Origin of the sequence: Psychrobacter sp. (genome assembly GCF_036731945.1) — a bacterium.
GTDB lineage: Bacteria > Pseudomonadota > Gammaproteobacteria > Pseudomonadales > Moraxellaceae > Psychrobacter.
On sequence record NZ_DAINDI010000038.1, the window covers coordinates 740 to 11,240 of the forward strand.

General features: G+C 44.4%; 3 protein-coding genes. All 3 read left to right on the forward strand.

The window, feature by feature from the left end; all coding sequences use genetic code 11:
• Positions 1 to 6: 6 nt before the first annotated feature.
• Positions 7 to 4,527: an exodeoxyribonuclease V subunit gamma gene (locus tag V7D75_RS08995; RefSeq protein WP_333614283.1), complete on the forward strand. Its 4,521-nt coding sequence runs from the start codon at positions 7 to 9 to the stop codon at positions 4,525 to 4,527.
• An 84-nt stretch (positions 4,528 to 4,611) separates the two neighbouring features.
• The gene (locus V7D75_RS09000; RefSeq protein WP_333614284.1) at positions 4,612 to 9,129 is read left to right on the forward strand and encodes a UvrD-helicase domain-containing protein; all 4,518 of its coding nucleotides are present in this window, start codon (positions 4,612 to 4,614) and stop codon (positions 9,127 to 9,129) included.
• 101 nt (positions 9,130 to 9,230) lie between these two features.
• On the forward strand, positions 9,231 to 10,501 hold a 1,271-nt coding region (locus tag V7D75_RS09005), incomplete at its 3' end, for an ATP-dependent DNA helicase (RefSeq protein ID WP_333614300.1).

Consider the following 10,501-nt stretch of genomic DNA (forward strand, 5'->3'; position numbering starts at 1 on the left):
TCATTTATGTTTACCATTATTCAGTCGCACCGCACCGAGCTTTTAGTTGAGCAGTTGTTGGAGGCCTATAAGTCCAAAAATCAGCCCATTTTTGAAGAATTTGTTGTCATTGTGCCATCAATGGTACTTGGTGATTGGCTAGACAAGTCTATTGCAAGCCAAGCGGGTATCAGCACCTTAGTGACGACGACGTTTTGGGGTCAGTATCAGTGGATATTGATGCAGGATGTATTAAGCCGCCACAATGCCTATTTATTAGAACAAAACCCTGAAGCGGCAACGTTGAATGTGCCTGAGGTGGCAGTGCTGTCACCAACGGTAATGCAGTGGCGATTGTTTGGTTATTTGACTTATTACCAAGAGGCAATTGTAGCTGATGAAAAACATCCCATTCATCCACTGCTAGCGTCTTTGATTGATGAGCCGCAAGAAGAAGTTCAGCAGGATAAGGCGCAACAAGATGCGCGTATTTGGCAGCTGGCAAGTGATTTGGCGAGAGTGTTTAACCGCTACTTAACCCATCGTGAGGACTGGTTAGACCTGTGGTCACATAATAAGCCGCTTAATGTGGATGCGCTGATAGCGGATAAGGATGCACTATCCTTGCGCTTCGATAAGTATGCACGTGGCACCCCTGAATGGTTGGTGGCGCACTATGTAGAGTTAGAGGTCGCCCAGCGTTTCTTATGGTCGCATTTGTTTGCCGATGTGCATCAGCACCGGGTGGCACTTGAAGATACCTTTTGGTCAGCGCTAGAAAGCAACAAGGCGAATGAGCGTGCTCAACTGCCCAAAGTTCTGCGCATTTTTACCATTCAGCAATTGCCACAAACCGAGCTCGACTTTTTACAGCGCTTGTCACAATACATGGATATCACACTGCTGCACTACAACCCATCCAAGCTGTTTTGGGCGGATATTGTTGATAAATCATGGCTACAGCGTCAACAGATCATTAACCCTGAAAGCGTGTTTCTGCGTGACTATGGTCACAGTCTGCTGTCGCGTTTGGGTAAGCAATCACGCGATACCTTTGCCATGCTTGCTAATTTATCGGGTAATGAGCAATACCAAGAGGCACTCGTTGAGTGGCAGGATATTTTTAATGAGGGCGATGATAGCAATGATGAATTGAGCGACGAGTTCAGTATTGATTTTGATGACAGTGCGCAACAGCTGCAAAAGAGCGTAAGCTTATTAAGACGTTTACAAAATGATGTGTTGATGCTAGATGAGCAGTCTACCCAGCAAGCGACTGCTGCTAAAGTTTCGCAAGCAGTTAGTAAGCAAATTAAGACCGCCTCTGATCAAGATGAGCAAGAAACGCCATGGTATGACGATGAAGCGTTAGAGAGTAAACGCTTTGAGAAAGAACGTTTTTGGGCAATGTCTGCACAAGATAATAGCCTAAGTATTCATTCATGCCACAGTTTACAACGTCAACTTGAAGTACTGCGTATTATGATTGGGCGCTGGTTGAATGAGCCATTAAAACCTAATGAGAAAAAACGCCATATATCCGATATTGTCGTGTTGCTGCCCGATGTTGAGCGTCACCATGCGCTGATCAGCTCTATTTTCGTCAGCGGTAAAGGACAAGACGGTTTGACCCTGCCTGCAAAGGTGACGGGTGTGGTCGATGCAGATATTCGTCAGCTATGGGAAGCCATCATTGGTTTTTATAAGCTGTTGGGCAGTCATAGTGCCCGCTTTGAAGCCGCTGAGGTGCTTGATTGGCTAATGCTGCCACCGCTGTATGAAAGTTTTGGTTTAACCCATGATCAGATGAGCCGTGGCTGTGATTTACTGGTAGAGGCAGGCTTTATTCGCGGCTTTGATGAATGGCATCTTAAACAAACCCTAGATAGCAACGACTATGACTACCGATTTACCTTTGCTCAAGCGTTAGATAGATTAACACTCGGTTTGGTGATGCCAGAGGCCAGTTTGAGTGATTGCTTATATCCTTTGGCACAGGAAGATTGGCCAAACACTGCCTTGCCAGAGATGAGTTTGCCACTGCCGCAAGTGAGCCTAAATGATGCGATAATTATTGAAGCGCTTTGTCGTATTTATGCCGGTTTGACCGCGCGCCGTGATGATCATATACAAAAACTAAAAGCGGAAGATTGGCTTGATCAGATTGAGAAACAAGTCATTCATCGCTACTTTGGTGATGTCGATCAAACGCGTACGATGCGCGCCATCTATAACGCTATGAATGGCTTCAAATCAAGCCTGAGGGCCAATCGTCACTATAGACAGTACGCCAGTAGCGATAGTATCAGTAATGCTAACAAAAAAAAAGTAGAGCAAAGGCTGGCAGGCGTTGAGCAGTTGCCATTAAAGCTGAGTTTTATGCTGGACAGTATTGAGGCAGAGCTTGAGAGTCAGCAGGTCAGTGCCGAGCCGACTGGGGTGATTACCTTTGGTCGATTTGGGGCGCTCAGAAACGTGCCTTTTGATTTGGTGGTGATGCTCAATATGGATCTGTCTGAATTCCCTGGGCGTGATCTTGATAATCGCTATGATTTGATGAAAGCCACCAATGCCCGCCGCGGTGATAGAGTCAGTGAAGATGATGATAATGGTGCATTTTTAGACGCATTGCTGTGTGCGCGCAGTGCTTGCTGGATATTTTATAACGGTCAAAGTTTGACGGATACCCACGAGCACCTGCCAGCCAACCCAGTCAGTGAGCTATTACAATTTTTGCAAGGTGAGGTGCAGTGGCAGGTCAACTCGCTTGAAGCGTTAGACACATTACCTGAGAATGTTGATTCTACTCCCGAGAGTCTTAAGCGTTATTTACCTAAATTGATTAAACAGTGGCTGCTGACTGAGCATCCGGCACTGCCGTTTCATGAGAGTTTGTTTGAAACAGACATTGAAGACGCAGATGTTTGTAAGCAAGCGTCTGACACTCCTAAGCTCAATTTGAATGAAAGCACAGCTATCCACACTGAAAATGATATTAAAGACAACAGACTTATTGATAATGCAGATGAGTTAGATGTTCTTTTGAATACAGCTATGCGCAGAACCAAGCTTGCGCAAAAACGTCAGTTTCCTCCGGCGCCGCTTTGGCAAGCGGTGTTTCATACTTTAAAGGGTAGAGCATCTAGTGAGCATATAGAATTCGTTAGCTTACCTACTAAAGCACAGTACGAATCAATCGCCCAGCTGCTTGGACAATCTCTAGGTCAGTTAGGACAAGTAGACAATCAAAACTTAGATGCATTGGCTGAGATGTTGTCACTAGAAGCGACAGCTGTCTCCAGTGATTCTGGTGAGATTAATGATCTTACTAAAAAGGCACTTTCCGAAACTGTATTTAATATTGGAGAGATAGACGTTGAAGGGGTATTGGCCTATCAAGTGCGCCATCCTGCCAAGGCATTTTTGCGTACTCAAAAGGTGCATGTGGTGCAGGGTGAGGAAGCGATGGCACATCAAGAGCCACTATTCCTAGACAATCTGGCAACTTATCAGATAAAAGAGTATCTGATTAACGAGCTGGCGAGCGATGCCGCTAATAACAGTACCGACAGCACAGCCATGCAAGACAGTCCAATCTTGATGTATCAAAAAATCATACCAGCAGGTGTGGCGCGCCAAACGACCTTGCCCAATCAAAAACAAAAACTACAGCAGCAATGTCAGGAATTTAAAGAACAGCTAGTTGCTAATGGCTTGGATGATGCCCAGATATTAGAGGTAAGCGAGATAGGCAGTTTGCAGCTACTGACCCCAACCACCGAGCATCCCGTTCAGCTAGAGTTAGCGACTGTATTAAATCATGCTGATAATGCGCCACTACCGAAGCTATTGCCTAAAATAGTTAAAATAAAAGGTTCAGTACCAATATCAGTTCCTACATCAATACCAACATCAGTATCGATAGATGCCAATCACCATCCCTCTAATCTACAGGCTGGCGTGTCCTATGCTGAGCAATCCCCCAAGCAGTGGTTAAACATACTGCCCAATTCTGCTAGCCCCAAGCATTTAATTAAGTTTTGGTTGTCGCATCTGTATTGGCAAGTTGCCAGACGTACCACTGCTGAGCAAGTGGCTCTAAATGATGGCGTGAGTATTTGGCGCTTTAACAAATCCAACTCGCAAGTTGGTAAATATAAAGATGTAATCACATTTAAGTTAAGCCCTATTGTGTATGAAGATGCCGTAGCTGAGCTGATAAAGTGGGCGATATTTGGCAAGCTAGTCGGTCAAGTGCCGATTACCTTATTGCCAGAATATGCGCTCAGTTATCTTGATAAGTGTGCAAAAGCGGCAGAGAGTGAAGATGAGAGCGGCAGCTATTGGCCAAAACGCGCAGACTTCTCAGATTGGCTAAGACCTAGCTATCACGTAGACACAGTATACGATACCTGCTCGCAGCATGCCATTTGGCAATACGTACTGCGTGATCAAGACGCGTTTAAAGCCTTATCAGCAGCATTAACGACGTTAGCACAGCCGCTTTATGAGCCAATGTTTACAGCGCTACAAGGTTTAGATAGTTAGCAGGCTAGCTGGTTACTTAAAACTGTTTAAAACGGTTCGTTTTTTGCCCTTTGGTTTAATTGATAATAAAAAGTGTACGCCCCTATGACAGAATTTACCGCCACCACTCACATGATGGACATTTCCACCCAGCCTCATTCATTTGATAAATATCAGGCTATGACTGACAGTGAGGTTGCGAATGACGATATGATTAAGCCTAAGAATAAGGCGGATGTGATACCAGCGGTTGATGTTGCATTGACGGGGCGGCATCTTATCGAGGCATCAGCTGGTACTGGTAAAACGTGGACACTAACTGGCATTGTACTGCGTCTGTTGATTGAGGCACGGCGTGCGCCAGAGCAAATCATTGCGACGACCTTTACTCGTGCCGCTGCAGCTGAGATGCGTCAGCGCATTCATGATCGTTTGGTGGATTTCTATCAGCTGCTGCAATGGGTGAATAGCCTGAGTGCTGACCCCGCTAATAAAGAGAGTTTGTATCCACATATATTACAGGTGACACCTGATAGTGATAAGCAAGCAGTCAATAGCTCAAATACGGATTCAAACGCTGAAACAGATGCAGATGAACTAAATCAAGACATTGTTTATAACAACGTTCATGACAAAAAAGCTGCTGCTGAAAAGCGTGCACAAGCAAAAAAAGATCGTGAGGATTGGTTAGTCGCTCAGGCTAAATATGCGCGCTTAGATGACATCATGCAAGACCCTATCAATCTGCATCTGGTCGGCTACTTGCTTGATCATGTTTACGGCTATCCTATGACAGAGGCCATTCGACGCACGGCGCTTGTATTAACCACCTTGGACAAGTTGTTTGTCGGAACCCTTGATAGCTTGGCGCAAAAATGGTTGAAGGAATACAGTAGCGAGACCGGTCATCAGCAAGGCATGGCTATTATTGAAGACAGCAGCATTGAGCAAGTGACGGACAGTATTATTCATGATGAGCTGCGTCAGTTTCAAAGCCGGCTGTATCACGAGCAGCCTAAATTGTATGCATTGATGGATCAGCAAGGTAAGCTGACGGCGGTGGGCGATCATAAAAGTTATGTGACTCGGTCGCTCAATTTTATTTCTGCGCCAATTAATGAAGTTGTGAGCAGTGATTTTTCTTTTGAGGGTTACGAGCGGCTTATCCACAGTATCATTGAGTGCAGCGATGAGCTTGATGCTTTTTTTAAGCCTGACGGCGAATATTATGAAGTTCCCAAAGGACAGTTGCAGAATAACAGAGAATCTTGGCCGAAAATCATTCAAGTGTTAGAAGATTCTGGTCCAGCCGCTTATAAGTTCATATCAGACAAAAAAACTTATACTGGAAAGTTAATTGAAGCTTTTCAGAAAACTGATGATATAGGCAAACAGTTCTACAAGCCAAAAGACGGTGAAAGAGTTAATTTGATATTTAATGAGTTGCAGGTGGTTCGTGACTTTAAACGGTATATTGAAGAAAGCAAAAAGCTTGATGAATACGTTGTTACTATTTTAGCCGATCTCAATCGCCATATCGTTCTGGCGGTTCGTGACAGACTGCCGGTTATCTTAGAAGAGCGAGGTGAAACCACCTTTAGCTTGCAAATGGTACGTTTGAACCAAGCATTAACCGGTCGGCAAGGAGAGAAGCTGGCACGTTATATTCGTCATCATTATCCAGTGGCATTGATTGATGAGTCGCAGGATATCAATGGCGAGCAAGCCACTATGATTGAAAGTATCTATTTGCCAGCAAGTAAACGTAAGCCGTCGGCTAATGACAAGCAGGCTATGGGTGATAAAGCGAGCAATAAAGCCAACCATGAGTTTTTGTTATTGGTAGGTGATCCTAAGCAGGCCATTTATGGGTTTCGCGGCGGTGATGTCGCCAACTACAATTATATGAAAGCCCAGTTTGACAAAAACAGCCTTTGGACGCTCGATATTAACCGTCGTTCAAACGCCAGTGTGATTAATGCTCTAAACTGCTGGTTCGGTATGCCTGCGCCAGTGACTCATGAGAATAGGCTCGCACAGTTAGGTAGTGGTATTTATTACCAGCACATTAAAGCTGAAAAGCAAGAAAATCAGCTGTCTTGGTTTAATGATTTACGCATACTAAATAGCGAGTTAGTAAATGACGTGCTCTCTGCTCAGCCAGTGAGTGTGTTGCACCTACCTTACGATAAGGATAAAGAGCTTGAGTACGATGAGCATGAAATCACAGCGCGTCATATTGCGACCTTACTCAGCAGTGGTCAGACATTAAAGGGCAAGCCGATTCAGCCGAGCGATATCGGCGTGCTGGCACGTGCCAAAAAAGATTTAAAACGGGTGGAAGATGAGCTGGTAAAGCTCAATGTGCCGACCTTGACCACTAGTGATGTGAGTATCTTTGAAACCGTCATGGCAGAGGATGTGGCAGCGCTGCTGAGTGCTATGCTATATCCGTATCGTCATGACATGATTAATCGGGTGCTGACCAGTCATTTGTATGGCCTGAGTATCAAAAATATTAAAGCCATGATGACTGACCATGAGTCAGGAGTTGTAGATTTAAATAGCGCTAATACACAAGCCATTGATAATAAGAAAAGCTATCAAGACTTTATTAGCTATTTAAAAGAAGGTGCCCAGCGTTGGCAACACTTTGGCATATTATCGGCCATGCATTACTTGTTAGATCAAAGCCCTGTGCAGCCGCAAGGCGTTTGGCAAGCACTAGCCGCGCATCCAGAAGGCGATCGTCATATTATGGACTTGCGTCATGTGATGGATATATTAGCGCAGTATGGTATCGGCATGGGTGAATATGAGATGCTGGCCTGGTTTAGACAAAACATAGATACCGCGCCTAGCAGCGATTGGGCCAAGCAGTATCCGCTACCGACAGAATCTGGCGTGCAGCTAATGACCATTCATAAATCAAAAGGGTTAGAGTTTCCTATTGTTTATGTGCTGGGTATGGGAGATGCCAGTAGGAAGTCAGGTAATAAAGAAGACTATGGATTGTATCTCTATAACGCGCAACAAAACCCTACCCAGCAAGACACTATTCAACAAAATCAGTCAGCGCTAGCTCAGCAATCGACAGGCAATCAGCGCCGGTTCTCTCCTGTCCAAGGCTTTGATGAGATGCGCCGGCTTGGTTATGTGGCCTTTACGCGCGCCAGTGAGCAGCTTTATGTGGTGCTGCGAGACCCTCATAACAAAACAGGGTTTGAATTAAAGCCGGTGTTCTATTGGTTTGATTCACCAGAGCCAAAATTTGAATTGCCAGATAGACTCAAAGGCACCATAGGCATGATTAGAGGACATAAGGTTAATGAGTTCTATAACGATAACTGTGCTGCAGCTAAAGCAGGCGGATTAACGGATAATGGAGCGCTTGCCTCGATTAAACCCAAAACTGAACCTATTGAGTATGATGATTTTTCAGAAGTTATGAAAATCAATTACTTTTATGGTTGGGCTAAGACCAGTTTTACCGCTTTAGCCCGGCAGCTAGACGAGTCGGCGCAGACAATGGCTGTGATGGATGAGCGTATTGATGATGCGATAGATATTGATGTTGATATCAATATCACCGAAACGTCAGTTTCACCGTCACTGGGTGGTCATGCATCAGATAGTCATGACGCTGCCGCGCAAGTCGATCAGGCAAGTCTCAAGCTAGAGGATGATATTCGTTTTACTTTTGTGAAAGGTGCCAATGCGGGTACGTTTTTGCATGAGATATTTGAAAAAATTGATTTTAACAATAAATACCAGTGGTCTCAGGTTATCGATAGAGCCATCAGTAGCTATCAGCTGCCGCTGGTGTATAGCAGTGCTGAGGCTCAAAGCCGTCGATTACAAGCGAAGAAGCAAGAGCAAGGTGATAGTGCGTCATTAAATACTGATTTATTAGATTCGGACTCGATAGATGCTAGCAAGCATAAAGCGCTCATTGACTGGATAGAAGAGGTGCTACATACGCCGCTATTAGCGTCCAATCAACCGTTATACTCTATTGATGCAAGTCAGAGGTTCGCTGAATTAGAGTTCAATATGGGGCTATCAGAGCGTTTTAAAGCACAGGATATCAATCAGCTTTTTGAAAAACACCTGCCAGATGAGACCGACAAACACATAAATCTGGTTCCGCAAAACAAAGCGCACTTGTATCGTTATTTACGTGGTGAGATTGATTTGGTGTATGAGCATGCTGGCAAGTATTACGTCGTCGACTATAAGAGTAATTTTTTAGGAAATAGCCTAAGTGATTATGACGAAGATACACTCAAGCAAGCAATGTCCAAAGCAGGGTATTGGTTGCAAGCAGCCATTTATCAAGTGGCATTGCATCGGTTTTTGTCGATGCGAATTGCTGATTATATAGGCAATGAAGCTAAGTATTTGGGCGCGGTGGAATATGTCTTTTTACGGGGCGTATATGATCCAGCTGCCCCGTTAGCTATTGAAGCAGAAGCGGCTAATACGCTTGACGGTAGTAATTCAATGCATAGTAATTCAATGAAGCATCAATCAATAAGCAGTGCCCGCTACGGACTGGTGACGTGGGATATTCCTATTGGTTTTATTAAGGCCTTAGATGCATTGTTTGGCATACCAAGTTAGCAGGCTACACGACATGCATGCAATTACGAATTTGATGCAACAAATTACTATAGCGATTAATCCTATAAATATAGAGAAAAACAGAACATGAGTAATAATCTATGAATAATAATAAGAGCAGCGCTGCTATTAGCTTACAAGAAAGCTGGGCCAGCAACATCAGTGATTATATTTTGCTGCGCCGTCAGCAAACGCATTTAGCATATAACGTAACCGATGCCAAGGCTAATACTGGTAGTGAAAAAATAGACAGAACACCAGATAGCGGTTTATTTGCAGCCTTATTTACTATGTTAGCCACCCATTTAGAAGAAGGGCATACTGTACTCACCATTCAGGAAACTGAGCATGAAGTACCGCTCAGCGGTCATATCAATGACGAGATGGTGACACTATATACTTGGCAACAGCAGCTGTTAGAGATGCTAGCAATGCCGCTTATTGCCTTGATTGACACTCAAGTAGAGGTTCAATCAGAGGTGGGTATTACGGCTGAGGCATCAATATTTGTATTACTAGAGAACTTGTTTGCTAAGCAAGACCAGCTATGGGCGCAGCTGGCACTCAGTAATCATGAAAAAGAGATGTTGATTAAAAGGCTTGATACAGTAGCGGCACTCTACCAGTTATTGAAAAATAGCAACTTAACGTTTTTTTCTAAGTTAATCGATGAGCACACTTTGTTCGCTGACGTTAATGCTAACGCAAACCATAATGAAAATAAAAATAGTCTAAGCGAAAATAATCAACCTATTGTTTATCAGTTTATCAAGAACCAAAAGACTGATAAACAACATACGACCATCACTTTTTGGTTACACCGAGCTTGGCAAGCAGAGTTTAACTTAGCCGCGCGCATTAACACTATTTTAGACCAGCAAGTAACGCCGCTCGAGATAGCAATACCTAACAACCTTCACGAAAATCAGATAAAGGCGATTGATATCGCCAATAAAAATGCCTTTAGTATCATTACAGGTGGCCCAGGCACGGGCAAGACTTACACCGTGGCGCAGCTGGTGATGGCATTGCAGCAAGCGACAGAAAGTAGGGGGGCGGCACATGAAAAAATCAAATTTAGTACAGACAGTGCTAGCCTAGCGTTAGCCGCGCCAACGGGTAAAGCGGCACAGCGTATGCAAGAGTCTCTGCAGGCAGCCTTAGACACCGCGAATGTCGAACTACAGTTGCAAGAAGCAAAAACCATTCATCGCTTGTTAGGTATCGGTCGGACGGGCAGACCGCGTTATGATGCCAATAATCCACTTGGCGAAGATATTATCATCGTCGATGAGGCGTCGATGCTAGGGGTTGAGCTGGCGAACTATCTTGTGAGTGCGGTAAAGCCTGGCGCAAGGCTGATACTATTAGG

Excerpts from the sequence above, each read along its gene's own strand:
- V7D75_RS08995 (WP_333614283.1), top strand. The coding sequence starts at position 7 with ATGTTTACCATTATTCAGTCGCACCGCACCGAGCTTTTAGTTGAGCAG.
- V7D75_RS09000 (WP_333614284.1), top strand. The coding sequence starts at position 4,612 with ATGACAGAATTTACCGCCACCACTCACATGATGGACATTTCCACCCAG.